The organism is Acidimicrobiales bacterium (genome assembly GCA_035533595.1).
Lineage (GTDB): Bacteria > Actinomycetota > Acidimicrobiia > Acidimicrobiales > Bog-793 > DATLTN01.
This window is the reverse complement of record DATLTN010000028.1, coordinates 13048-37089: the sequence shown is the minus strand read 5'-3', so window position 1 is coordinate 37089 and position 24042 is coordinate 13048. Positions and strand designations below refer to the sequence as shown.

General features: G+C 71.2%; 22 protein-coding genes and 2 tRNA genes. 7 read left to right on the top strand and 17 right to left on the bottom strand.

Annotated elements, in window-relative coordinates; translation table 11 throughout:
* Together VNF07_05770 and VNF07_05765 are read right to left on the bottom strand one after the other, a co-directional pair.
* A partial coding sequence (locus tag VNF07_05770; GenBank protein ID HVB05736.1) for a transposase occupies nucleotides 1-255 on the bottom strand: 255 nt, incomplete at its 3' end.
* Nucleotides 256-672: 417 nt separating this feature from the next.
* Nucleotides 673-747 (bottom strand) — tRNA-Thr (locus VNF07_05765).
* A 444-nt stretch (nucleotides 748-1191) separates the two neighbouring features.
* On the opposite strand from VNF07_05765, the gene VNF07_05760 reads away from it, so the two are divergent.
* Nucleotides 1192-2322: a hypothetical protein gene (locus VNF07_05760; GenBank protein ID HVB05735.1), complete on the top strand. Its 1131-nt coding sequence runs from the start codon at nucleotides 1192-1194 to the stop codon at nucleotides 2320-2322.
* A gap of 142 nt (nucleotides 2323-2464) precedes the next feature.
* Here the strand turns inward: VNF07_05760 and VNF07_05755 are convergent, their stop codons facing one another.
* The 3 genes from VNF07_05755 to VNF07_05745 form a co-directional block, all read right to left on the bottom strand.
* Nucleotides 2465-2797: a hypothetical protein gene (locus tag VNF07_05755; protein HVB05734.1), complete on the bottom strand. Its 333-nt coding sequence runs from the start codon at nucleotides 2795-2797 to the stop codon at nucleotides 2465-2467.
* 196 nt (nucleotides 2798-2993) lie between these two features.
* Nucleotides 2994-3302, bottom strand: coding sequence for a hypothetical protein (locus VNF07_05750; protein HVB05733.1), 309 nt, complete (start codon nucleotides 3300-3302; stop codon nucleotides 2994-2996).
* Nucleotides 3303-3407: 105 nt separating this feature from the next.
* Nucleotides 3408-3494: transfer RNA gene (locus VNF07_05745), tRNA-Leu, on the bottom strand.
* 69 nt (nucleotides 3495-3563) lie between these two features.
* Between VNF07_05745 and VNF07_05740 the strand changes: the two genes are divergently transcribed.
* Genes VNF07_05740 through pknB form a run of 5 tightly spaced genes read left to right on the top strand, consistent with a single transcriptional unit; the run spans nucleotide 3564 to nucleotide 9701 of the window.
* Entirely contained in the window at nucleotides 3564-4223 is a 660-nt protein-coding gene (locus VNF07_05740; protein ID HVB05732.1) for a DUF3662 and FHA domain-containing protein, read from the top strand.
* A gap of 6 nt (nucleotides 4224-4229) precedes the next feature.
* Complete coding sequence (locus VNF07_05735) at nucleotides 4230-4685, top strand: FHA domain-containing protein (protein HVB05731.1); 456 nt, start codon at nucleotides 4230-4232, stop codon at nucleotides 4683-4685.
* Between the two features lie 25 nt (nucleotides 4686-4710).
* The gene (locus VNF07_05730) at nucleotides 4711-6153 is read left to right on the top strand and encodes a Stp1/IreP family PP2C-type Ser/Thr phosphatase (GenBank protein ID HVB05730.1); all 1443 of its coding nucleotides are present in this window, start codon (nucleotides 4711-4713) and stop codon (nucleotides 6151-6153) included.
* 1 nt (nucleotide 6154) lies between these two features.
* Complete coding sequence (locus VNF07_05725) at nucleotides 6155-7672, top strand: penicillin-binding transpeptidase domain-containing protein (GenBank protein HVB05729.1); 1518 nt, start codon at nucleotides 6155-6157, stop codon at nucleotides 7670-7672.
* Between the two features lie 52 nt (nucleotides 7673-7724).
* Nucleotides 7725-9701 (top strand): Stk1 family PASTA domain-containing Ser/Thr kinase, encoded by a 1977-nt coding sequence (pknB, locus tag VNF07_05720; GenBank protein HVB05728.1) that lies wholly within the window; start codon nucleotides 7725-7727, stop codon nucleotides 9699-9701.
* Between the two features lie 33 nt (nucleotides 9702-9734).
* On the opposite strand, the gene VNF07_05715 is transcribed toward pknB, so the two are convergent.
* Nucleotides 9735-10328: an aminodeoxychorismate/anthranilate synthase component II gene (locus VNF07_05715; GenBank protein ID HVB05727.1), complete on the bottom strand. Its 594-nt coding sequence runs from the start codon at nucleotides 10326-10328 to the stop codon at nucleotides 9735-9737.
* A 62-nt stretch (nucleotides 10329-10390) separates the two neighbouring features.
* On the opposite strand from VNF07_05715, the gene VNF07_05710 reads away from it, so the two are divergent.
* A complete protein-coding gene (locus tag VNF07_05710; GenBank protein ID HVB05726.1) occupies nucleotides 10391-10654 on the top strand; it encodes a cell division protein CrgA in 264 nt (87 codons plus the stop codon).
* Between the two features lie 21 nt (nucleotides 10655-10675).
* On the opposite strand, the gene purL is transcribed toward VNF07_05710, so the two are convergent.
* The 11 genes from purL to dnaK all read right to left on the bottom strand — a co-directional run bounded on the left by purL (nucleotide 10676) and on the right by dnaK (nucleotide 24009).
* The gene (gene purL / locus VNF07_05705; protein ID HVB05725.1) at nucleotides 10676-12898 is read right to left on the bottom strand and encodes a phosphoribosylformylglycinamidine synthase subunit PurL; all 2223 of its coding nucleotides are present in this window, start codon (nucleotides 12896-12898) and stop codon (nucleotides 10676-10678) included.
* A complete protein-coding gene (purQ, locus tag VNF07_05700; protein ID HVB05724.1) occupies nucleotides 12895-13575 on the bottom strand; it encodes a phosphoribosylformylglycinamidine synthase subunit PurQ in 681 nt (226 codons plus the stop codon). The genes purL and purQ overlap by 4 nt, the downstream gene beginning before the upstream one ends.
* Nucleotides 13572-13835, bottom strand: coding sequence for a phosphoribosylformylglycinamidine synthase subunit PurS (purS, locus tag VNF07_05695; protein HVB05723.1), 264 nt, complete (start codon nucleotides 13833-13835; stop codon nucleotides 13572-13574). The genes purQ and purS overlap by 4 nt, the downstream gene beginning before the upstream one ends.
* Before the next feature lie 10 nt (nucleotides 13836-13845).
* A complete protein-coding gene (locus VNF07_05690) occupies nucleotides 13846-14718 on the bottom strand; it encodes a phosphoribosylaminoimidazolesuccinocarboxamide synthase (protein HVB05722.1) in 873 nt (290 codons plus the stop codon).
* 2 nt (nucleotides 14719-14720) lie between these two features.
* Nucleotides 14721-16046 (bottom strand): adenylosuccinate lyase, encoded by a 1326-nt coding sequence (purB, locus tag VNF07_05685; GenBank protein HVB05721.1) that lies wholly within the window; start codon nucleotides 16044-16046, stop codon nucleotides 14721-14723.
* A 113-nt stretch (nucleotides 16047-16159) separates the two neighbouring features.
* Nucleotides 16160-17440 (bottom strand): adenylosuccinate synthase, encoded by a 1281-nt coding sequence (locus tag VNF07_05680; protein ID HVB05720.1) that lies wholly within the window; start codon nucleotides 17438-17440, stop codon nucleotides 16160-16162.
* Nucleotides 17441-17503: 63 nt separating this feature from the next.
* The gene (locus VNF07_05675; protein HVB05719.1) at nucleotides 17504-19993 is read right to left on the bottom strand and encodes an AAA family ATPase; all 2490 of its coding nucleotides are present in this window, start codon (nucleotides 19991-19993) and stop codon (nucleotides 17504-17506) included.
* Between the two features lie 54 nt (nucleotides 19994-20047).
* A complete protein-coding gene (locus tag VNF07_05670) occupies nucleotides 20048-20449 on the bottom strand; it encodes a MerR family transcriptional regulator (protein HVB05718.1) in 402 nt (133 codons plus the stop codon).
* Nucleotides 20446-21546 (bottom strand): molecular chaperone DnaJ, encoded by a 1101-nt coding sequence (dnaJ, locus tag VNF07_05665; protein HVB05717.1) that lies wholly within the window; start codon nucleotides 21544-21546, stop codon nucleotides 20446-20448. The genes VNF07_05670 and dnaJ overlap by 4 nt, the downstream gene beginning before the upstream one ends.
* A 7-nt stretch (nucleotides 21547-21553) precedes the next feature.
* The gene (locus tag VNF07_05660; GenBank protein HVB05716.1) at nucleotides 21554-22177 is read right to left on the bottom strand and encodes a nucleotide exchange factor GrpE; all 624 of its coding nucleotides are present in this window, start codon (nucleotides 22175-22177) and stop codon (nucleotides 21554-21556) included.
* Nucleotides 22174-24009: a molecular chaperone DnaK gene (gene dnaK, locus VNF07_05655; GenBank protein ID HVB05715.1), complete on the bottom strand. Its 1836-nt coding sequence runs from the start codon at nucleotides 24007-24009 to the stop codon at nucleotides 22174-22176. The genes VNF07_05660 and dnaK overlap by 4 nt, the downstream gene beginning before the upstream one ends.
* Nucleotides 24010-24042 lie beyond the last annotated feature (33 nt).

Below are 24042 nucleotides of genomic sequence, written 5' to 3'. Positions count from 1 at the left end.
GTGGCGGAGCTTGGGGACATCGAGGCTGATCGTGCCGGCGCGGGTGTCCCAGCGGCGCTCCCGGTGGCCGTTGCGGCTGTTCTCGCGGGCATCGGTGCGCTCGCCGTAGGCGGCGTTGCACAGCACGTCGACGTCCGCGTCCATCAGCAGCTCCGCGGCCATCTTCACCATCTCTCCGAGCAGGTCCGAACCCATCGGGCTTTCCAGGTACTTGCGTAAAAGCTCGGCCGCGCCGATTGTGTTGTTGACGGTCATCGCACCTTCTCCTTCGTTCCTTCGCAGGGTTTGAAGGTTGGTGCGGTGGTCGTCGCTTCCTGGGGATGCTCGGCGCGAAGCGAGGTGCTCAGCGCGAGTTGGTCACCGCAGGCTCGTACACCACTCTGGCGGACTCAACTAAGAGGCGGGAGGGGTTTGCACGCCTCCCGCTACAACTGAGCAGGTCTCGACGCTGCAAATGGGCCCTTCCTGCGCTACAAAGCCAGCCTTCCACGCTACGACTGGGTGCTCGGCTCGAGGACAGGCACGGCGTCCTGATCGACTCGCGCGTGCGCCTCGACCGACCAAGCGTTCCGTTCGCAATGCGTCGGAACCCTGTATCGCGCCAACTTCTCGAAACTGAGCCAACTCGATACAGGGTTGGGGGAGAGAAATCGTTGTCCAGCAGCTACTTTGTGGAGCCCGGGGTCGGGATTGAACCGACGACCTGCGCATTACGAGTGCGCTGCTCTACCACTGAGCTACCCGGGCATGTGGGCGGGCCACTGGGACAGGAGCCTGGTCGAAACCCTCACCAGGGCCTCCCCGCCAGCTGTGCGGAGTCATCGTAGAGGGTGAACGGTCGTCTTTCGCGTGCTGCGACGCTTGCGGGCGCCTCGAGCGGCTGAGTAGCTTCACCCCCGAAGGAGCACCATATAAGGCACGCCGCGGCGGAGCCGGGCGGCCCGGACTGGGGGAGCAGCTATGCCCATGTGCCGCAGGTTGCTGGGACGATCCGTCGCCCTGTTGGCCCTCCCCGCCGCCGTGCTCATCGCGGGCGCTCCCGCGGGGGCCGAGTCCTCTCACGGACACGGGGACGACCGCGTGCTGTATGTGAGCGCTTCGGCAACGCCCTCCGCAACGGACCGGAACTGCGCGACCGCCGCGTACACGAGCGTCGAGGCCGCTGTCACGGCCGCTCGTGAAGGCGCCAAGGTGTACCTCTGCGGGACAACGCCCTTCGTCGAGAGCGTCGCGATCGAGGACAAGGCGCTCGAGCTGACGGGAGACGCGGGAGCCTCGATCGTCGCGCCGGCATCTGCTGCCGCGCCGACGACGTTCTTCTCCGATCAGGGGCTGCAGACGCCGAACGCCGTGGTGACGGTGATCGGCGACGACAACGTCGAGATCAGCGGCCTCACGATCTCCGGGCCGTTCCAGAACACCGGCTGCGGTGGCGACGACTACGGCGTGCTGCAGGTCGCTTCCGGCGACCCGGGGCACCTATCGCTTGACAACGACGTCGTCCAGAACATCGGGGCCGCTTCGCAGGCGAGTCTCGGCGGCTGCCAGTACGGGGTGGGCATCGAGATCGGTCGCCGGTACTGGCCCAACCTGTCGGGCGCCTCGGGTGGCTTCAACATCGTGAACTTCGCCGGCGACGCCAACGTCCGCGGCACCTCGGTGTCGGGCTACCAGAAGAACGGCATCACGGCCGACGGCCCGGGCAGCAACGTCGAGGTCGACGGGAGCACCGTCAATGGCGGGGGCCAGACGGCGCTCATCGCCCGGAACGGCATCCAGATCAGCCGGGGCGCGGGTGGGGAGGTGCACGGCAGCACCGTCGCGGCGAACGAGTACACCGGCCCCGGCGGCTTCGCGTCGGCGACTGGCCTCCTCGTGTACGGGGGCTGTGGTGACCCGCTCTCAGTCGGAGTGAAGGTCCACGACGACACCTTCTCCAACAACGACAGCGGGGTGGTGATCGGGGACTACTCGGCCGACCCGAACTGCGTCGCGAGCGCCACCACCCCGACGGACAACGAGATCCACGGCAACAGCATCGACAAGACCGACGGCGAGACGAACCACAGCCCGTTCACCGATGCGGCGGGCAACGCCTACACCGGTTACCAGGTCGGCATCGCCGACACCGGCAACAGCGACACGATCCACGACAACACGATCACCGGGACGATCGTCGGGGGAGCCGACACCGCCTACGGACCGCAGACGGCCCCGGGCGGCAATTTCCTCGCGCCGATCGACCTTCAGACCTATCCCGCCGTCAACGCGAAGGTCCACGACAACCGCTTTGACGGGGGGCGCCTGGACGCTGCGCACTGAGTCCGAGGGCGTCGACCCCGCTCCACCGCCAGAACCGCCGGGGCCGTCTCGAAGGCCGACGTCACCGCGACCACCGCAGCGAGAGGCGTGACCGCCGGCCCGGCGGTCGCTCGCGGCACGGGAAGACGGCCCGGTCCGACCCTCACCTGATCGTGGCGGGGGCGTCGTCTTCAAGTCGGGCGAGCTCGAGCGCTGCCTTTTGGAAGGCCGGGTGCGCGCCGCTGACGAAGTAGGGGCCCTCTCCCTTGCTGACCGAGAGCCACCCGGCGTTCGCCCCCGTGGCGTGGAGAGAAAAACAGACGAGGGCGACCACGAGGGCGAGCGAGAGGCCCCCGAACACAAGGCCGAACGCCATCCCCGCCACTCCGACGGCGACGACCGCCCAGCTCCGGTGCCGGTGCCGCTCCCAGGCCGAAGGAGAGATCGCCACGTGGACGACCGAGCCCTCCTTCGCGAAGGGGCGCGCGACGAGCACTGGCCCAGATGCTGATCGGCAGCAGCAGCCAGGGCCAGCCCGCTCGCTCGGTCACCGGGAGGGCGACCAAGACGTGGTCGGCGCGCCGCTCACCGTGCACCGCTCGGGCCAGACCCCGGCTTCGTGGTCGGCGAGCCGCAGCGGAGCGATCAGCGCCAGCCGCTGCACCCACGCCGGGCGGAGCAGGGCACGGCCGTCAGGGCTCCAGCTTGGACAGCAGCTCAAGCTCGGTCGCGGCGAGCTCCTCGACACGTTGACGCGCATGGTCGAGCGCCCGCTGCATCACCTCCCGGTGGCGCGTCGCATGGTCCGCCGTCTGCGCGTCGAACCGGTTCTCGCTGACGAGCGAGCGCACCTTTGCCTCGTCGGCATCATCGGTGAAGGCGACCAGCTGCTCCTCGGCCACCGTGACCTCGCTGCGCGCCTCGTCCAGCTCGGCGTGCACGCGGATGAGTCGCCGTTCGAGTCGCCGCTGGGCCCATCTGCCGGTGCGCATGCTCTTCACGCTAGAGATTCCTCGCGGATACCGGGGTTTTGCGGCCTCCCGATAGCTCGACAGCCCGGCCAGAGAACCTGCGAGAGGTGCGCACTGTGCCCCGCGACATCACACTGGTGGGCGAGGGGGGACTTGAACCCCCACGTCCTTTCGAACACAGGAACCTGAATCCTGCGCGTCTGCCTATTCCGCCACTCGCCCAGCGTTGAGCGACCCAGGGTAGTCGACGGCGACCAAAACCCCGGCAGTCCAGGTAGTCTGACGTTCGCCATGGGACTCGAGAAGTTCGAGCAACGGCTCGAGCGTCTGGTCGAGGGGGCCTTCGCGAAGGCCTTTCGAGGAGAGCTGCAGCCGGTCGAGGTCGGCCGGCGGCTCACTCGGGAAATGGATCTTCACCGGACGGTGTCGGTGCGCGGCCTCGTTGCGCCCAACTGCTTCGAGGTCGACCTCTCGAAAGAGGACTACGCACGCCTGGGGGGGCTGGTGAAAGTGCTCGCCAACGAGCTCGTCGACGCGGCGCGCGAGCACGCGAAGAACGAGAGCTACGCCTTCATGGGGCCCGTCGAGGTGACCATCGAAGCCGACGAGGGGCTCGCGAAGAGCACCTTCTCGATCGATGCCACCTTCGTCGAGGGCGAGGACACCCAAGCGGCCTGGCTGGTGATGGCGGACGACCGGCGCATCGCCATCGGCGAGGAGACCCTCACCATCGGGCGCCTGCCAGACTGCTCCATCCCGATCAACGACCCGAACGCCTCACGACGTCACGCCCAGGTCCGGCTGGACGGCGAGGTGGTCTACCTCCTCGACCTCGGCTCGACCAACGGCACGAAGGTGAACGGCAGCCCCGTCCGCCAGCACCGACTCCAGGACGGCGACGTGATCATGATCGGAACCACCGCGATCCGCTTCGAGTCCCGGCCCCGTTAGCCACCCATGTCCCACGGTCTGCTCGACATCCTCAAGTACTTCCTGCTCGCCCTGTTGTGGCTGTTCTTCCTCTACGCGGCGCGCATGGTCCTCGTCGACGTCCGCCGCTCGCGGCGCAGCGACGCCGGCGCGCGCGCGGCCGCGAGCGGTCGCCGCGTCGAGCGCGACCTCGCGACCCACGTGCGCGTCCTCGAGCCACCCGAGCGCCGCGGCCAGACCTACGAGCTCGCCGACGAGCTGACGATCGGCCGCTCGGCGGGGTGTGTGATCGCGCTCGAGGACGACAACTTCGCCTCCCTCGTCCACGCGCGCATCTTCAACCGCAGCGGTGAGGTCTGGGTCGAGGACCTCGGCTCGACGAACGGCACCTACGTGAACAACGAGCGGCTGACGGCCCCCGCCCGCCTTCGGCGGAGCGACCGGGTGAAGGTCGGCGGGACGCTGTTGGAAGTTCGACGGTGAGCCGGGGCGATCGCGCGGGGGGCCCATGACGAGGCTGATCGCCGCAGCGGCAACCGATGCCGGACGCGTCCGCACCTCGAACCAGGACCGCTCACTCGTCGCCGCCGGGGTGGTCGCCGTCGCCGACGGCATGGGCGGCCACGCCGGTGGGGAGATCGCCGCCTCGACGGCGGTGGAGGCCTTCGCCCGCGCCATCGAGCAGGACCGCAGCGCCGAGGGGCTCGCCGCCGCGGCCGTCGTCGCCAACCGCGAGGTCTTTGCCCGCGCCGAGAGGGACGAGGCACTGCGAGGCATGGGGACGACGCTCACCGCCGCCGCACTCGTGGAGAACGGCGGTCAGCCGCGCATCGCGCTCGTGAACGTCGGCGACTCGCGCGCCTACCTCTTCGAGGACGGCGGCCTCCGCCAGCTCACCGAGGACCACAGCCTCGTCGAGGAGATGGTGCGCCGGGGCGAGCTCACCCCCGAGGCGGCGCTCACGCATCCGCACCGCCACATCCTCACCCGCGCCCTCGGAATCGATCCCGGCGTCGAGATCGACTCCTGGCTCCTCTCCCCCGCCCCCGACAGCCGGCTACTGCTCTGCAGCGACGGGCTCACCAACGAGTGCAGCGAGCAGGAGATCGCTGAGGTCCTCGCCCACGAGCGCGACCCGCAGGCAGCCGCCGACAGCCTGGTCGCGAAGGCACTCGAGCACGGCGGGAGCGACAACATCACCGTCGTCGTCGCCGACCTCAAAGCCGACGGGGAACCCAGCGCCGACGCGGCGGGCGAGGCCACCGTCGCCGCCGCGGCCGTCGCCGTGCCCGTCCCGCAGGGCGCGGAGGGGATCGTCGGCGAGACCACCGCCGTCCCCACCCAGCCGCGCCTGCACTCGTCCGCCACCGCGCCGACCGAGCGGGTCCGGCGGGCGGTCCCCCCCCGCCCGTCGCGCGCCGAGCGGCCCCGCCCCCCGAAGCCGACGCGCGACGAGCGCCGGGCGGCACGCCGTTCCAACGAGCCGATCATGACGGTGCGCGTCGCCTTCTTCGTCCTCGTCCTCATCGCGATCCTCGGCGGGATCGCCGGCTTCGTCATCTGGTTCAACCGGGCGACCTACTACGTGGGCCTCTCCGGCGACCACGTCGCGATCTTCGAGGGCCGCCCGGGGGGCTTCCTCTGGTTCCACCCGACGCTCGTCGAGGACACCCCGCTCATGACCTCCCAGGTGCTGCCGGCGAACCTTCCGATCCTCCGGCAGGGGGTCCTCGAGTCCTCCTACGACGGGGCGCGCACCGTCGTCTCCAACCTCACCAACGAGCAGGGCCTCTTGAGCCTCGGCGCGACGAGCACGACGACGACCTCAACCGTCCCGGTGACGACGCTCGCGCCGACCGCGACGACGGGCGCGGTGACGACGACGCTCGCCAAGAGCCCCACCACGACGACCACGAAGGCGGCCACCACGAGTACGAAGGCGGGGCACTGAGATGGACCGTCGGATCCGGGTCCTCGGCCTCGTCTTCGTCCTCTGCTTCGCGCTCCTCTTCCTCGCGCTCAACAACCTGCAGGTGGTGCAGGCACCGGGCCTCCTCGCGACGAGCACCGCGCAGGCCGACCAGACCCCGAAGAACCCGTTCTCCGAGCCCCGCGGGGACATCGTCTCCGCGGACGGCGTGATCGTCGCCGAGTCCACCCCCTCGAACGACAGCGTCGGTGAGCAGCGCAGCTACCCCGAGGCTCGCCTCTTCGCCGACGTCACCGGCTACTACGACGCGGTGGACGTGGCCGCGACCGGCGTCGAGGGCTTCTACGACCACGAGCTGCAGCAGCACGACATCCAGGCGCACAGCCTCGATCAGATCCTCACCGAGCAGCCCGGCACGGACAACGTCGTCCTCAGCGTCCGCGACGACCTGCAGAAGGTCGCCCAGCAGGCGCTCGGCGGCCGCCCCGGCGCGATCATCGCCATCGACCCCCGCACGGGCGCCATCCTCGCGATGGACGGGAACCCGACCTTCGACCCGAACCAGTTCTCGAGCCACTCGGCCGCCGAGGTCAAGCAGGCGTACAACCAGGACTACACCACCTACGCCAACAACCACAACGCACAGGGGGCGCCGCTCACCAACCAGGTCACCGCGGCCCTCTACGCGCCGGGGTCGACGATGAAGGTGATCACCACCGCCGCGATCTACGACCGCGACCCCTCGCTCGTGAACATGGTTTGGCCGACCGAGTCCCAGACCAAGCTCCCGCAGTCGAACCTGCTCCTGCACAACTTCGGCAACGAGGTGTGCGGCGGCGACCTGATCCACATTCTCACCGTCTCCTGCGACACCGCCTACGCACTCGCCGGCGTCGCGATCGGGGCGAGCAACCTCGCCGCCGAGGCGAAGGCCTTCGGCTTCGGCCAGACCCCCCCGGTCGACCTCGCCCTCGACGGCGGCACCGACGCCGTCCCCTCGGTCTTCCCGCCCCTCGACCAGCTCGAGTCCGGCGGTGTCTCGAACGCCCTCACCGGCTACTCGGCGATCGGCCAGTACAACGTCGCGCAGAGCGCGCTCGGCAACGTGCTCGTCGCCGCGGCGATTGCCGACGGCGGCACGATGATGACGCCGCACGTGATGGCCCACGTCGTCGACCAGACGGGGCGCATCGTCTCCTCCTACCAGCCCCACCCCTGGCTGCAGGCCACCTCCTCACAAACCGCGAGCCAGGTGCGCACCGACATGGTGAGCGTCGCCGCGAGCGGCACCGCGAGGGGCCTCTTCCCGACGGCCGACGACATCGCGGCGAAGACCGGCACCGCCGAGACGAACGGCGCCTGCTCGGCGAACTGGCTCATCGCCACCGGTCCGGCGGGCCCGAACGACACCCCGCGCGTCGCCGTCGCCGCCGTCATCCCCTCGAGCGGCTCGAACTGCGGCAGCGAGTCGACGGGCGCGACCGTTGCCGGGCCCGCCGTCGCGACGTTGATGGTCGCTGCGCTCGCGGTGACCAAGTGAGCCCGCATCCCCGCGTTCGATCGGAGACGGCATTGAATAGGCTGCCCAGCCGATGACCGGCACCCCTCCCGCGGCTTACAACGGCCGCTACGAGCTGAGGAGTCAGGTCGCCCGTGGTGGGACCGCGCAGGTCTACCTGGCGCGCGACCTCCTGCTCGACCGGCCGGTCGCGCTCAAGGTCCTCGACCCCCAGCTCTCCACCGACCACACCTTCGTCGAGCGCTTCCGCCGTGAAGCCCAGGCCGCCGCCAACCTCTCGCACCCGAACATCGTCCCCGTCTTCGACTGGGGCGAGGCGGACCACACCTACTTCATCGTCATGGAGTACGTCGATGGCGAGCCGCTCTCGGCGATCATCCGTTCGCAGGCGCCCCTCGACGCCGAGAACTCCGCCTCGATCGCGATCGACATCGCAAAGGCCCTCTCCTACGCCCACCGCCACGGGGTCGTCCACCGCGACGTGAAGCCCGGCAACGTGCTGATCACCTCCGACGGCCAGGTGAAGGTGACGGACTTCGGGATCGCGCGCGCGATCGGCGCCGACGAGCAGGTCACCCAGACCGGCCTCGTGATGGGGACCGCCACCTACTTCTCCCCCGAGCAGGCGCAGGGCCTCGGCGTGGACGGCCGCAGCGACCTCTACGCGCTCGGGGTGGTGCTCTACGAGATGGCGACCGGCCGGCCGCCCTTCACCGGCGACACGCCGGTGTCGATCGCCTACCAGCACGTGCGCGAGATCCCGCCGACGCCCCGCTCGCTGAACGCGAACATCCCGCCTGCCCTCGAGGCGATCATCCTGCAGGCGATGGCGAAAGTCCCCGGCGAGCGCTACGCGACCGCCGACGACCTGCGCGCCGACCTCGAACGCTTCCTCCGCCACCAGCCGGTGCTCGCCAAGGTGCCGAGCGAGTACACCGGCTCCGTCGTCCCCCTCTCCCAGGAGACGGCGCTGCTCAGCGCGACGACCGTCTCCCCGGCCACGCCGCGCCGCCCCGACCGGCAGAAGTCGACCACCCCGTACTGGGTCGCCGCCGCGATCGTGCTGCTCGCCGCGCTCGCCGCCACCGCCGTGCTCGGCGGCCGGGCCCTCGGCTACTTCGGCGCCCCGCACTACCTCCGCGTGCCCGACGTCGAGCACCTGACCCTCCCCGTCGCCGAGTCCAGGCTGCGCGCCGCCGGCTTCGTCCCGCACATCGCGGGCCGCGTGCCCGGGACGCTGGCCAACCAGAACACGGTCACGGTGCAGTCGCCGACCTACCCCAACACCGCCAAGCGCAACACCACCGTCAACCTCACCGTCGCCGGGGCGGTGCCGACCGCGGTCGTGCCGACCGTCACCGACGAGCCCTTCGCGAAGGCGAAGCAGGCGCTGCGCAAGCAGGGCTTCCGGGTGACCGAGAAGACCGTCTCGCCGACGAACTCCTCCCAGGCGAACAACCTCGTCATCGCCCAGGACAAGACCGGCATCCAGCCGAAGGGCTCGACGATCACCCTCTCGGTCGTGCAGACGACGACGGTGGCGGTGCCGACCCTCGCCGGCCAGACGACGACCCAGGCCGGTGTCCTCCTCGACCAGGCCAAGCTCACCCCCGGCACGACGACCCAGCAGTACTCGTCCTCGGTGCAGCAGGGCTCGGTGATCAGCTCGAGCCCCGCCGCCGGCACCCAGGTGGCCCAGGGCAGCGCGGTGAACCTCGTCGTCTCGAGCGGCGCCGGCGACACGGTCCCCGACGTCATCGGCCTCTCCGACAGCAACGCCCAGGCGGCGATCCGCAACGCCGGCCTCCTGCCGGTGAAGGGCGCCCCCAAGGGGACCACCGACTCGAACCTCACCGGCCAGGTCTGGTACCAGCGGACGAACACCAACCCGCCGGTCGCGGCCGGCGGGCAGGTTGCCCCCAACACCGAGGTCTTCTACCGCCTCTACGTGCTGGTCGGCGGCTCCACGACCACGACGACGTCGCTGCCGGGCAACACCGGAACCTCGACGACGACCACCTCGACCCTCCCCATCAGCGGGCCGGGCTGAGCCGACCGCCGCGACGGCGGCGCGCCGACGGGCTCAGCGCGCGCGGGCGTGCAGCGAGGCGAGGAAGTTGCCGAGCAGCTCGTGGCCGACGGCGGTGAGGATCGACTCCGGGTGGAACTGCACCCCGCTCACGGGGAGCTCGCGGTGACGAAGTCCCATCACCAGCCCCTCCTCGCTGCGCGCCGAGATGACGAGGCAGTCCGGCACGGAGTCCTCGGCGACGATCAGCGAGTGGTAGCGGGTCGCCTCGAAGGGGTCGGGTAGGCCGGCGAAGAGGCCCGTCCCGTCGTGGTGGATCATCGAGGTCTTCCCGTGCATGATCGCCGGCGCACGCACGACGCTCCCGCCGAAGGCCTCGCCGATGCACTGGTGGCCGAGGCAGACGCCGAGCACCGGGAGGCCCTCGCCGGAGAGGGCGACGATCGCCTCCGAAGAGATGCCGGCGTCCTCGGGGCGGCCGGGGCCGGGGGAGACGAGGAGGCCGTCGGGCTCGAGGGCGCGCAGCCCGTCCAGGTCGACCTCGTCGTTGCGGACCACGAGCGGGTCGGCGCCGAGCTCACCCAGGTACTGGACGAGGTTGTAGACGAAGCTGTCGTAGTTGTCGATGACGACGACCCGGCTCGGCATCGCCCAAAGCTACCTCCCGCTCCGGGAGCCCCCCGGAGCGGGAGGTGGGTATCGTGGGCGCCATGGCAGCGCGCACGAAGTCGGGCAGCGGTAGGAGGACCGCGAAGCGGCCCGCCTCGGGGCGCTACACACCGCCGATCCCCCGCGAAGTCCGGCGGAGCCCCCGCTGGTACCCGTGGGTGCTGCTCGGCCTGCTCCTCCTCGGCATCGCGACGATCATCTTGAACTACGTGGCGGCGCTCCCCGCGAGCCCGACGAACTGGTACACCCTCGGCGGGCTGATCGCGATCCTTGTCGCCGCGCTCGCCGCCACCCGCTACCACTGACCGCCGCGGCGGCGGCCCGCCCTACTGCGCGGTGGTGCCGAGCGCGCCGGCGATCGCTCGGGCGGCACCGGCGCGCAGCGCCTCCACCTCGAGGTCGACCATGCCGGAGACGACGAGCCGGCTGCCGCCGACGCGGCCGATGAGGCGCGCCGGGATCCCCGCGCCGAGCGCGCGATCGAGGAGCTCGTCGGGACGTGCAGTGGCGAGCAGGACGCGCGAGGGGCCCTCGGAGAAGAGCTCACCGGTCCCCTCGACCCCCTCCGCGACGAGGCCGATCCCCGAGCGCGCCGCCATCTCCGCGAGCGCGAGCGCGAGGCCGCCCTCCGAGCAGTCGTGCGCCCCGTGCACGAGGCCGGTCGGCTCCTCGCCCGCCTCGGCGGCGACGAGCGCGGCGACGAAGCTGCAGAGGCGCTCGTGGGCGGCGAGGTCGAGGGTCTCGAGGCGGCCGCCGGGGCGGCCGTGGTTGCGGGCGAAGAGCGAGCCGGCGAGGCCGCGGCGACGCTCGCCGAGGACGAGCACGCTGTCCCCGCCGCACCAGCCGATCGCCGGCGGGCGCGCCGCGAGGCGCTCGAGGAGGCCGACCACGGTGACCACGGGAGTGGGGTCGATGTCCGCGCCGTCGGACTCGTTGTAGAGCGAGACGTTGCCCCCGACGACGGGGATGGAGAGCGCGAGGCACGCCTCGGCCATGCCGTCGATCGCCTCGGAGAGCTGCCACATCACGCTCGGGTGCTCCGGGTTGCCGAAGTTCAGGCAGTTCACGAGGGCGAGCGGTGTCGCGCCGACGAGCGCGACGTTGAGCGCCGACTCGGCGACGGTGGCCGCCGCCCCGGCGCGCGGGTCGATCGCGCACCAGCGGGGGTTCGCGTCGCAGGAGAGCGCGAGGGCGCGCTCTGTCTCGGGGATGCCCGGGCCGCCGAGGCGGAGCAGCGTCGCGTCGGCCTCCCCGGGGCCGAGGACCGTGTTCAAGAAGAGCTGGTGGTCGTACTGGGAGTAGATGAAGGCGGGGTCGGCGAGCATCGCGAGCAGCGCCTCGTCGTGGCGGCCGGCGACGTCGAGGCCCTCCGGGTCCTCGCCCGCGGGGGGCGCGGCGGGGGCGAGCGGGCGTTCGTAGCGGGGTGCCTCGTCGGCGAGCGAGCGGGCGGGGACGGTCGCGAGCACGCTACCGGTCGAGGGCTCGAGGATGCGCAGCAGCCCCACCCCGTCGGCGCCCGCCTCGGTGACGGTGCCGATCACCGAGGCCTCTACCTCCCAGCGGGCGCAGAGCTCCTCGACGCGGGCGAGGTGCTCGGGGGTGACGATCGCGAGCATCCGCTCCTGGCTCTCGCTCGTCATCACCTCGACGGCGCTCATCCCCGCCTCCCGGCGGATCACCGCCTCGACGTCGACGTCCATCCCGAGACCGGCGCGCGCCGCGGTCTCGGAGGTCGCGCAGGTGAGGCCGGCGCCGCCAAGGTCCTGGATGCCGACGGCGAGGCCCTCGTCGAGGAGCGCGAGGCAGGCCTCGATGAGGCGCTTCTCCTCGTAGGGGTCACCCACCTGCACGCTCGGCCGCTTGGCCCCCGAGTCCTCGTTGAAGCCGGCGGAGGCGAGCACGCTGACGCCGCCGATCCCGTCGCGGCCGGTGCGCGAGCCGAGGAGGACGGCGAGGTTGCCGACGCCCTGGGCACGCCCGAGGACGAGGCGCCCGACGGGCAGCACCCCGAGGCAGAAGACGTTCACGAGCGGGTTGGAGCGGTAGCTCGCGTCGAAGGTGATCTGCCCGCCGACCGTCGGCACCCCGACGGCGTTCCCGTAGCCGGCGATGCCGCGCACGATCCCCTCGAGGAGGTAGGCGCTGCGGCCGTCGTCGAGGGGGCCGACGAAGAGCGGGTCCATCAGCGCGATCGGGCGCGCCCCCATCGTGAAGATGTCGCGCAGGATCCCCCCCACCCCCGTCGCCGCCCCCTGGTAGGGCTCGACGAAGGAGGGGTGGTTGTGGCTCTCGATGCGGAGCGCGATCGCGATCCCCTCGCCGACGTCGACCACGCCGGCGTTCTCCCCCGGGCCGACGAGGACGCGCGGCCCCTCGGTCGGCAGGCGGCCGAGGTGGATCCGCGAGGACTTGTAGGAGCAGTGCTCGCTCCACATCACCGAGTACATCGCGAGCTCGAGGTCGTTCGGCCGGCGCCCGAGGCGGGCGACGATCATCTCGAGCTCGTCGTCGGTGAGGCCGAGCTCGCGGTGCAGCGCCGCGCCGCTCACCGGCGCCCGGGGACCGCGGCCGCGGCGAGGAAGGAGGCGAGGAGGGGGAGGCCGTCCGCCGAGCCGAGGAGGGGGTTGCTCGCCCGCTCGGGGTGGGGCATCAGCCCGACCACGTTGCCCGCCTCGTTGGCCACCCCGGCGATCGACCCGGTCGAGCCGTTCGGGTTGTCGAGGTAGCGGAGGACCACCTGGCCGCGGCGCTCGAGGAGCGCGAGCTCGCCGGCATCGCAGGTGTAGTTGCCCTCGTAGTGGTTGATCGGCAGGCGGAGCAGCGTCCCCGCCTCGAGGTCGGCGGTGAGCGCCGAGGCGGCGGACTCGACGCGGCACTCGACGGTCGTGCACAGGAAGCGCAGGCCGTCGTTGCGCATCAGCGCGCCCGGCAGCAGCCCCGCCTCGGTGAGCACCTGGAAGCCGTTGCAGATCCCGAGCACCGGCCCACCCCCCGCGGCGAAGCGCCCCACCGCCTCCATCACCGGCGAGAAGCGGGCGATCGCGCCGGGACGCAGGTAGTCACCGTGCGCGAAGCCGCCGGGGACGACCACCGCGTCCAACCCCTCGAGGGAGCCTTCGGTGTGGAAGACGAGGCGGGGGGCGGCGCCGAGGTGGCCGAGCGCCGAGACGACGTCGTGCTCGCAGTTGGTCCCCGGGAAGACGACGACCCCGACCGCAGCGCTCACTGGGCTCCCAGCAGACGCACCTGCACCTCGGAGCGCTCGATCACCGGGTTGGCGAGCAGCTGCGCGCACATCTGCTCGACCTCGGCGCGCGCCGCGGCCTCGTCCGCCGCCTCGAGGACGAAGGAGATCACCTTCCCGACATGCACCCCGCTCACCCCCGAGAAGCCGAGCGCGGGGAGGGCGCGTTCGATCGTCCGTCCCGCGGGGTCGGCGATCCCCTCGAGGCCGCGGATCTCGACGTGACAGGTGTAGGCCGTCACCGGCGGGGGCTCACTCGGAGCCCCACCAGTCGGAGAACCGCCGTCCCGAGATCGTCTCGTAGGCCTGGATGTAACGGGCGCGGGTGGCGGCGACGACCTCGTCGGGGATCGTCGGCGGCGTGGAGGCCTTGTCCCAGCCGGTCGACTCCGCCCAGTCGCGCACCGGCTGCTTGTCGAAGGAGGGGGGCGTCGCGCCCGGCTGCCACTCGTCCATCGGCCAGAACCGCGAGGAGTCCGGGGTGAGGATCTCGTCGCAGATCGCGAGCTCGCCGTCGATGTAGCCGAGCTCGAACTTGGTGTCGGCGATGATGATCCCGTGCGCGGCGGCGCGGTCGCGCCCGAGCGCGTAGGCGCCCAGGCAGATCTCGCGGGCCCGCCCCGCGGCCTCCTCGCCGACGAGGGCGGCGGCCTCCTCAAAGGAGATGTTCACGTCGTGGCCCTCGGTCGCCTTGGTCGAGGGGGTGAAGACCGGCTCGGGGAGCTGCGAGGACTCCGAGAGGCCGGCGGGCAGCGGTGTGCCGTGCATCGAGCCCTTCTCGGAGTACTCCTTCCAGGCCGAGCCGGAGAGGTAGCCGCGGACGATGCACTCGATCGGCAGCATCTCCGCGCGGTGCACGAGCATCGCCCGCCCCGGCAGGTCGGCGATCCCGGCCACCGCGTCGGGGAAGGCTGCGGGGTCGGTGGTGATGAGGTGCGTCGGGACGACGGCGGCGAGCTCCGACACCCAGTAGTCGGTCATCGCCGTGAGCACGCGTCCCTTGTCGGGGACGGGCTGGGCGAAGACCACGTCGAAGGCAGAGATCCGGTCGGACGCGACCATCAGAAGGCGGCCGTCGCCGAGGTCGTAGACGTCGCGCACCTTCCCCGAGTAGGTGGCCTGCATGCTCAAGGTTCGATCTCCTCCAGTGCGTCGATGCTGCGGTGGGCGTGGCGGAGCGCGCGCTCGAGGTCGAAGGCCTCGGCGAGCACCTCCTCGGTGCGCTCCCCGAGGGCCGCGAGGAGCTCGCCGTCGGCGCGCAGCACCTCGGTGAAGGGGTGTCGTCCCTCGAAGGCGGCGCGGGCGTCGCGCTGCACGATGCGGTAGGCGGCATCGCGGGTGAGGCCCCCGGCGACGAGGGCGAGCAGCACCGGCTGGGAGAAGACGAGGCCGTAGCTGCCGGTGAGGAGGTTCTCGAGCATCCGCTCATCGCGAACGACGAGGCCGGCGACGAGACGGGTCATCCGCTTCATCCCGTAGTAGGCGAGGAGGCTCGCGTCGGGGAGCACGATGCGCTCGACCGAGGAGTGCGAGATGTCCCGCTCGTGCCAGAGCGCGACGTCCTCGAGGCCGGCGACGAGGTAGCCGCGCAGCACCCGCGCGATGCCGACAAGCCGCTCGGAAGTGATCGGGTTGCGCTTGTGGGGCATCGCCGAGGAGCCCTTCTGGCCGCTCGCGAAGGGCTCCTCCGCCTCGGCGACCTCACTGCGCTGCAGGTGGCGAAACTCGGTGGCGATCGTCTCCACCGTCGCCCCCACCGAGGTGAGCGCGTAGAGGTACTCGGCGTGACGGTCGCGCGCCAGCACCTGGGTCGCGGGGACGGGCACGAGGCCGAGGGCGCCGCAGACGAAGGCCTCGACCTCGGGGTCGATGTTCGAGTACGTGCCAACCGCCCCGGAGAGCTTGCCGACGGCGACGGCGTCGCGGGCCCGGCGCAGTCGGGTGCGGTCCCGGTCGGCCTGCAGGCAGTAGAGGGCGAGGACGTTCCCGAAGGTCGTCGGCTCGGCGTGCATGCCGTGGGTGCGACCGACCATCGGGGTCGCGGCGTGCTCGCGGGCCTTGTCGCGCAGCGCCGAGATCAGCCCGCTCGACGCCTCGAGCAGCAGGTCGCTCGCGCGCGCGAGCGTCGCCGACTGCGCGGTGTCGACGACGTCGGTCGAGGTGAGGCCGTGGTGCACCCACGAGCCCTCCGGCGCGCCGATGCGCTCCTGCACGACGTCGACGAAGGCCGCCACGTCGTGGTCGGTGACCGCCTCGCGCGCCGCGACCGCGACGACGAACTCAGCGTCCACCAGCGGCTGGCGCTCGCGCACCGCCTCGGCGTGCGCCGCGGGGATGACGCCGAGCTTGGCCCAGGCCTCGACTGCCAGCACCTCGACCTCGAGCCACAGCGAGAAGCGCGCCTCGTCGGTGAACAGCGCCGCCATCTCCGGGGGGGAGTAGCGGGGGATCATGGCCTCACATCTCGTCTCGTCGCGCTGCGGGCGTGGGGGACGCTCACTTCCTCAACGTACCGCCTCGCCCGACCCCGGTGACCGGATCCCGAGCGGGCGCGCCGCGCCGGTCCTCAGGCGGCGAAGCGGACGTACTGCTCGCGGCCGGGTCCCACACCGACGAACGAGACGGGGGCGCCGCAGTGCTCGGCGATGCACGAAACGTAGTCACGGGCCGCGGCCGGGAGGTCCGCGGTGGAGGTCACCCGGGTGAGGTCCTCCTGCCAGCCGGGGAACTCCTCGTAGACCGGCGTCACGTGGTGGAGCACCGACTGGTGGTACGGGAGGCGGGTGAGGCGCTCGCCGTCGGCCTCGTAGCCGACGCAGAGCTTCACCGTCGGGAGCGCCGAGAGCACGTCGAGCTTGGTGAGCGCGATCTCCGAGATCGAGTTCAGCCGCACCGCGTGGCGGAGCATGACGAGGTCGAGCCAGCCGGGGCGGCGGCGGCGGCCGGTGTTCGTGCCGTACTCGTGGCCGCGCTCGACGAGCAGGTCGGCGAGCTCGCCCTCGACCTCGGTCGGGAAGGGGCCGGCGCCGACGCGGGTGACGTAGGCCTTGGCGATACCGACGACGCGGCTGATGTCCATCGGGCCGATGCCCGAGCCGACGCAGGCGCCGCCGGCGGTCGGGTTCGAGGAGGTGACGTAGGGGTAGGTGCCGTGGTCGAGGTCGAGGTAGGTCGCCTGCGCGCCCTCGAGCATCACCTGTTCGCCGTTGTCGAGGGCCTCGTGGACGAGGGCCACGGTGTCGCCGATCATCGGCGCGATGCGGGGCGCGAGCTCCCCGAGGTAGTAGGTGGCGATCTCCTCCTCGTCGAGGGCGAGGCGGTTGAAGACCTTGGCGAGCACCGCGTTCTTCTCGCGGATCGCGATCGCCAGCTTCTGTCGGAAGATCTTCTCGTCGAGCAGGTCCTGGACGCGAAGGCCGATGCGCGCCGCCTTGTCGGCGTAGGCGGGGCCGATGCCGCGCTTGGTCGTGCCGAGGCGGTTCTTCCCGAGAGCCCGCTCCGTCGCCCGGTCGAGCTCGTAGTGGTACGGCATGATCAGGTGGGCGTTGCCCGAGACGACGAGGCGGCTGGTGTCGACGCCGCGCGCCTCGAGGGCGTCGCGCTCGTCGAGCAGCACGGCGGGGTCGACCACGACCCCGTTGCCGATCACCGGCGTGGTGTGGCTGTAGAGGACCCCGGAGGGGATCAGCTGCAGGGCGAAGCTCTCCCCTTCGACGACGATCGTGTGGCCCGCGTTGTGACCGCCCTGGTAGCGGACGACGAGCGACATGTCCTTCGCGAGGAGGTCGGTGAGCTTGCCCTTGCCCTCATCACCCCACTGGGTTCCGACGACGACGGTGGCGGGCACCGTTCTCCCTTCGTGTTGGGGCCGAGATGCTACCGCGGGGCCTGGCGCTGCCCGCGAGGAGGCTCAGCCGAAGATGAACTCGCCGTCGTGGGCGCCGACCTGGATCGCCGACCCCTCGGGGTAGCGACCCTCGAGCAGCGCGAGGGCGAGGGTGTCCCCGAGCTGGCGCTGGATGACCCGCTTCAGCGGGCGGGCGCCGAAGTCGGGGTCGTAGCCCCGCTCGGCGAGGAGCGCCTTGGCCTCGGGGGTGACCTCGAGGGTGATGCGGCGGGCCTCGAGACGGCTGCGCAGGTCCTCGAGCTGGATCTCGACGATCTTGGTGATGTCCTCACGGCTCAAGGAGCGGAAGCGGATGATCTCGTCGATGCGGTTCACGAACTCCGGCTTGAAGTAGTCGATCGGCTCGCCCTGCAGGTTCGAGGTCATCACGAGCACGGTGTTGGTGAAGTCGACCGTGCGCCCCTGGCCATCGGTGAGGCGGCCGTCGTCGAGGACCTGCAGCAGCACGTTGAAGACGTCGGGGTGCGCCTTCTCGATCTCGTCGAGGAGGACGACCGAGTAGGGGCGGCGGCGGACGGCCTCGGAGAGCTGGCCGCCCTCCTCGTAGCCGACGTAGCCGGGGGGCGCCCCGATCAGGCGGGCGACGGTGTGCTTCTCCTGGTACTCGCTCATGTCGATGCGCACCATCGCCCGCTCGTCGTCGAAGAGGAACTCCGCGAGCGCCCGCGCGAGCTCGGTCTTGCCGACGCCGGTCGGGCCGAGGAAGAGGAACGAGCCGATCGGCCGGTTCGGGTCCGACAGCCCCGAGCGCGAGCGGCGGATGGCGTTCGCCACGTGGTGCACCGCCGCGTCCTGCCCGATCACCCGCTGGGTGAGGACCTCCTCCATGCGGATGAGCTTTTGCACCTCGCCCTCCATGAGGCGCGAGACCGGCACGCCGGTCCAGCGGGAGACGACCTCCGCGATGTCTTCGGCGTCCACCTCCTCCTTCAGCATCCGCTGGCTGCTCTGCAGCTCCGCTAGCCGACTTGTGGCGTCGGCGATCTGCTGCTCGAGCTGGGGGAGCTCGCCGTAGCGGATCTCGGCGGCGGCACCGAGGTTGCCGTCGCGCTCATAGCGCTCGGCCTCGCCGCGGCGCGACTCGAGCTGGCCCTTCAGGTCGCGGATCGAGGTGATCGCGTCCCGCTCCAGCTGCCAGTGGGCGGTCATCGCCGTCTCCTGCTCGTGCAGGTTGGCGAGCTCCTCGTCGAGCTTGCCGAGGCGGTCCATCGAGGCCGGGTCGCTCTCCTTGGCGAGCGCCACCCGCTCGATCTCCACCTGGCGGATGCGACGGGTGACGATGTCGAGCTCGGTGGGCATCGAGTCGATCTCGATGCGGAGCTTGCTCGCCGCCTCGTCCATCAGGTCGATCGCCTTGTCGGGGAGGAAGCGCCCCGAGACGTAGCGGTCCGAGAGGACCGCCGCGGCGACGAGCGCGGCGTCCTGGATGCGCACCCCGTGGTGCACCTCGTAGCGCTCCTTCAGGCCGCGCAGGATCGCGACCGTGTCCTCCACCGAGGGGGGGCCGACGTAGATCGGCTGGAAGCGGCGCTCGAGGGCGGCGTCCTTCTCGACGTGCTTGCGGTACTCGTCGAGGGTCGTGGCGCCGATCATCCGCAGCTCGCCGCGGGCGAGCATCGGCTTGATGATGTTGCCGGCGTCCATCGCTCCCTCGGCGGCGCCCGCGCCGACGATCGTGTGCAGCTCGTCGATGAAGGTGACGACCTCGCCCTCGGAGTCGGTGATCTCCTTCAGCACGGCGCGCAGCCGCTCCTCGAACTCGCCGCGGTACTTCGCGCCGGCGACCATCGCCGAGAGGTCGAGTGCAATCACCCGCTTGTTCTTCAGCCCCTCGGGGATGTCCCCCTCGACGATGCGGTTCGCGAGTCCCTCGACGATCGCCGTCTTGCCGACGCCGGGCTCCCCGATGAGCACCGGGTTGTTCTTGGTCCGACGGGAGAGCACCTGGATCACCCGGCGGATCTCCTCGTCGCGCCCGATGACGGGGTCGAGCTTCCCCGAGCGCGCGAGCGCGGTGAGGTCCCGGCCGTAGCGCTCGAGGCTCTGGTACTGCTCCTCAGGGTTCTGGGAGGTGACGCGGTGGCTGCCGCGCACCTCGCGCAGCGCCGTGAGCAGCTTGTCGCGGTCGACCCCGAGGTCGTCCGCGAGCGCGAGCAGCAGGTGCTCGACGGAGAGGTACTCGTCACCGAGGTCGCGCTGCGCGGCCTCGGCGCGCTCGAAGGCGGCCAGCAGCGCGCGCGACAGCTCGGGGCGTCCCCCGCCGTAGGCCTGGGGGATCTTCGCCACCCGGTCGGTGAGGTCGTTGCGCACCGCGAGGGGCGGCACGCCGAGGCGGTCGAGGATCGGCACGGTCACCCCGCCGTCCTGGCCGAGCGCGGCGAGGAGGAGGTGCGCGGGGGTCACCTCGGGGTGGTGGTCGCTCTCGGCGAGGCGGGAGGCCTCCTGCAGCGCCTCCTGGGTCTTCAGCGTCCAGCGGTTCGGGTCTAGCGCCATGTCGTTGTGGTTCTCCTACTGCTCAGGTTCGGGTGTCGCGTGCGGTTGCGTGGCTCACCTGCCGGCCCGTCGCCGGACCGGGAGGCTCGCCGGGAAGGGGACGAGGTCCCGTCGGTACTGGCGGTGCGTCTGCTCGACGGCCGCGCGGGCCTCGGCGCGGGTGCGCTGGAGCGCGCTCTCGAGGCGGGCGATCTCCTCCTCGAGGGCGAGGACCCGCCGCACCCCCTCGAGGTTGATCCCGGCCGCGGTGAGCAGCTGGATCCGCTGCAGCTGGGCGATGTCGGCCTCGGAGTAGCGGCGGACGCCGCCGGAGGTGCGCGTCGGCTCGAGGAGTCCCCGCCGCTCGTAGATCCGCAGCGTCTGCGGGTGCACCCCGGCCAGCTCGGCGGCGACCGAGATCACGTAGACGGCCCGCGTCGAGGGGGCGTACTCGTCGGGCTGGCTCATGGCGGTCATGTCTCGAGGTGCTTGCGCGGCGACTCGTTCGTCGCCTCGGCGTAGGACTTGAGCGCCTGGCGCTCCTCCTCGGAGAGCTCCGCCGGCACGGTGATGTCGGCGGTTACGAGCAGGTCCCCCTGCTCACCGTGCGCACGCAGGCCTCGGCCGCGGACGCGGAAGGTCTTCCCGCTCTTGGTGCCGGCGGGGATCTTCAGGGTCACGGGCTTGTCGAGGGTGGGGACCGTCACCTCGGCACCGAGGGCGGCCTCGGCGAAGGTGATCGGCAGGTTGAGGGTGAGGTCGCGGCCGCGCCGCCCGAAGAGGCGGTGCTCGGCGACGCTGACGGTGACGTAGAGGTCGCCGGCGGGGCCGCCGTTGCGCCCGGGCTCACCGCGCCCCTTCACCTTGATGCGCGCCCCGTCGGCGACGCCGGGCGGGATGCGCACCTTCACCTGGCGCTCCTTGCGCTGCATCCCGGTCCCCATGCAGGTCGGGCAGGGGTCGACGATCTTGGTGCCGCGGCCGCGGCACTCCGGGCAGGGAGAGGAGAGGGAGAAGAGGCCCTGGTTGTCGTTGAGCGTCCCGCTCCCGCCGCAGCGGGGGCAGACCACAGGGGTCGAGCCGGGGCGTGAGCCCGAGCCCGCACAGGTCGCGCAGGTCGCGCCGGTCGCGACGTTCACCGTCGTCACGACGCCCTCGACCGCCTCGTCGAAGGCGAGGTGCAGCGAGGCCTCGGTGTCCATGCCGCGCTGCGGCCCCGCTCCCGAGCGCCGCCGCGACATGCCGCCGGCGTTGCCGGGGCGGAAGAGGCCACCGAAGAGGTCGGTGAGATCCTCGACCTTGAAGTTGAAGCCGGCGTTGCCGTTGCCGAAGGGGTTCCCCGCGGCGCCGACCCTGCGGACCTCGTCGTACTCCTTGCGCTTGTCGGCGTCACCGAGGACGTCGTAGGCGGCGCTGATCTCCTTGAAGCGCTCCTCCGAGCCGGGGTTCGCGTCGGGGTGGTACTGCTTGGCGAGCTTGCGGTAGGCGCGGGTGATCTCCTTCTCGCCCGCGTCCGCGGCGACGCCGAGGACCTTGTAGTAATCGGTCTCGAACCACTCCCGTTGCGCCGGCACCCTGTTCCTAGCCCCTCACCCGCACCATCGCGGGCCGCAGCACGCGGCCCTTCAACTGATATCCCGCTCGCAGCACCTCGTCGACGGTGACGCCCGCCGCCGCCTCCCCCTCCTCGTGGGGGAGATGCGCGACCGCGTCGTGCACGGTCGGGTCGAAGGGGACGCCGGCCTCGTCGATGCGCTCCAGCCCCTCCTTCGCGAGCACGTCGCGACCGAGCGAGTTGATCTGCTGCAGCGCCTGCACCAGGCCGCTGGCGGTCGACTCGGGGTCCTCGCCGTGGGTGATCGCGAGGTCGAGCGCGTCGAGCACCGGCAGGAAGCGCTCGATCAGCGACTCGGCGGCGCGACCGAGCAGCTCGGTCTGCTGGCGGGTCGTGCGCTTGCGGTAGTTGTCGAACTCGGCCTGCAGGCGCCGCAGCGCGTCGAGGTACTCGTCGCGCTGCGCCTCGGCCCTGTCGAGCTCGCTCGCCTCGCCGTCACCGCCCGCCGCCGCGGCCTCGGCCGCGGCGATCACCTCGGCGAGGAGGGCGTCGTCGTCACCACCGGGGGCCGAATCCGGGGCGGCCGCGCCGTCGGGCGCGTCCGCCCCGAGGGGCCCTTCGTCCTCCGGGAGGCGTTCCTCCCCGGTCATGCCTGGGCCGAGTCCGGCTCGTCGACGATCTCGGCGTCCACGACTTCGTCATCGGCTGGCGTCTCGGAGCTCCCCGCAGAGGGGGCGTCCTGCGCGGACGCCTGCTCGTAGAGGCGCTGTGCGAAGGACTGCGAGGCAGTGACGAGCGCCTCGGTGGCGTTCTTCAGCACCTCGACGTCGCTCCCGGCAAGGGCGTCCTTCACCTCCTTGAGCGCCGACTCGACCTTCTCCTTCTCGTCGCCCGTGAACTTCTCGCCCTCGTCGCGCAGCAGCTTCTCGGTGCGGTAGACGAGGGTGTCAGCGTTGTTGCGGATCTCCGCCTCCTCGCGACGACGGCGGTCGTCCTCGGCGTGCGCCTCGGCGTCCCGCACCATCCGTTCGATGTCGTCCTTGGGCAGCGAGGACTGCCCGGTGATCGTCATCGACTGCTCCTTGGAGGTGGCGCGGTCCTTGGCAGAGACGTGCACGATGCCGTTCGCGTCGATGTCGAAGGTGACCTCGATCTGCGGCAGGCCCTGCGGCGCCGGCGGGAGGTCCACCAGCTGGAACTTGCCGAGGGTCTTGTTGTACATCGCCATCTCGCGCTCGCCCTGGAGGACGTGGATCTCGACCGAAGGCTGGTTGTCCTCGGCGGTCGTGAAGACCTCCGAGCGCTTGGTCGGGATCGTGGTGTTGCGCTCGATGAGGCGGTGCATGATGCCGCCTTTGGTCTCGATGCCGAGGCTGAGCGGCGTGACGTCGAGGAGGAGGACGTCCTTCACCTCGCCCTTCAGCACGCCGGCCTGGATCGCGGCGCCGACGGCGACGACCTCGTCGGGGTTGACGCCCTTGTGCGGGTCGGCGCCCGTCATGTCCTGCACGAGCTCCTGGATCGCCGGCATGCGGGTCGAGCCGCCAACGAGCACGACGTGGTCGATGTCGGACTTGGAGAGCCCGGCATCCTTGATCGCCTGCTCGAACGGACCGCGGCAGGCCTCGACGAGGTCGGCCGTCAGCTCCTGCAGCTTGGCGCGGGTGAGCTTCAGGTCGAGGTGCTTGGGGCCCTCGGAGGTCGCCGTGATGAACGGCAGGTTGATCGTCGTCTCCTGGACGGCGGAGAGCTCGACCTTGGCCTTCTCGGCGGCCTCCTTCAGCCGCTGGAGCGCCATCTTGTCGGCGCCGAGGTCGACGCCCTCGGTGTCCTTGAAGCTCTTCACGAGCCAGTCCATGACGCGCTGGTCCCAGTCGTCACCGCCGAGGTGGGTGTTGCCGGCGGTGGACTTCACCTCGAAGACGCCTTCGCCGATCTCGAGGATCGAGACGTCGAAGGTGCCTCCGCCCAGGTCGAAGACGAGGACCGTCTGGTCCGCGCCCTCCTTGTCGAGGCCGTAGGCGAGAGCCGCCGCGGTCGGCTCGTTGATGATCCGCAGCACCTCGAGGCCGGCGATCTTGCCCGCCTCCTGGGTGGCGGTGCGCTGCGCGTCGTCGAAGTAGGCGGGGACGGTGATCACCGCCTGGGTGACGGTGTCACCGAGGAAGGCCTCCGCATCGCGCTTCAGCTTCTGGAGGATGCGCGCCGAGATCTCCTGCGGCGTGTACTGCTTGCCGTCGATGTCGATCGTCCAGCTCGTCCCCATCTGCCGCTTGACCGAGCGGATGGTCCGATCCGGGTTCGTGATCGCCTGACGCTTCGCGACCTCTCCGACGAGCACCTCGCCGGACTTCGCGAAACCGACCACCGACGGAGTGGTGCGACTCCCCTCAGCGTTGGGGATCACCGTTGGCTCGCCGCCTTCGAGCACGCTCACGACGGAGTTCGTGGTGCCGAGGTCGATGCCGACCGCCTTGGGCATGAGTCTTGCCTCCCAATCCTTCTCACTGCACCG